Below are 571 nucleotides of genomic sequence, written 5' to 3'. Positions count from 1 at the left end.
TCCGGTTCTTGCCCGAGGGTTCTCCCTCACGCCGCAGCAGCACGAACAGCCGCCGATAGCCGAACCGTCGCCGCTCGACAGCCAGGGCGCGCAGCCGCTCCCGCAGCGCCGTGTCCGGCTGTCGGCAGGAGCGATAGCGCACCGACTTACGGTCCGCCTTGATGATGGAGCAGGCCCGTCGCTCGCTGACGCCGAACGCCGCCTTCAGATGGGCGACGGCCTGGCGCAGCGCCGCGGGCCCTACCACTTTTTTGACAGCAGATCGTTCAACGCGGCTTTGTCGAGCATGGCGTCGGCCAGCAGGCGCTTCAGCTTTCCGTTCTCGTCTTCCAGGGCCCGGAGGCGCTGGGCGTCCGACACGCTCATCCCGCCGAACTTGGCCTTCCAGGCGTAGATCGTGCCCTCCGACACGCCGTGCTTGCGCGCCAGCTCGCCCGCTTTGGCGCCGGCCTCGTTCTCCCGCAGGATCCCGATGATCTGCTCTTCCGTGAATCTCGCTCGTTTCATTCCGTCCGTCCTTTCAAGGGCCGGACTCTAGCTCCGCGTGGAGGAAATTCTCAGGGGCACGTCA

General features: G+C 66.7%; 1 pseudogene. It reads right to left on the bottom strand.

The window, feature by feature from the left end:
* Nucleotides 1-507: pseudogene (locus tag VH88_RS15870) on the bottom strand (transposase); the annotation flags it as partial.
* Between the last annotated feature and the right edge of the window lie 64 nt (nt 508-571).

The organism is Brevundimonas sp. KM4, assembly GCF_000964075.1.
GTDB classification, from domain to species: Bacteria; Pseudomonadota; Alphaproteobacteria; order Caulobacterales; family Caulobacteraceae; genus Brevundimonas; species Brevundimonas huaxiensis.
The sequence above is the reverse complement of the archived record's forward strand: the minus strand, read 5'-3'. Positions and strand labels throughout refer to the sequence as shown.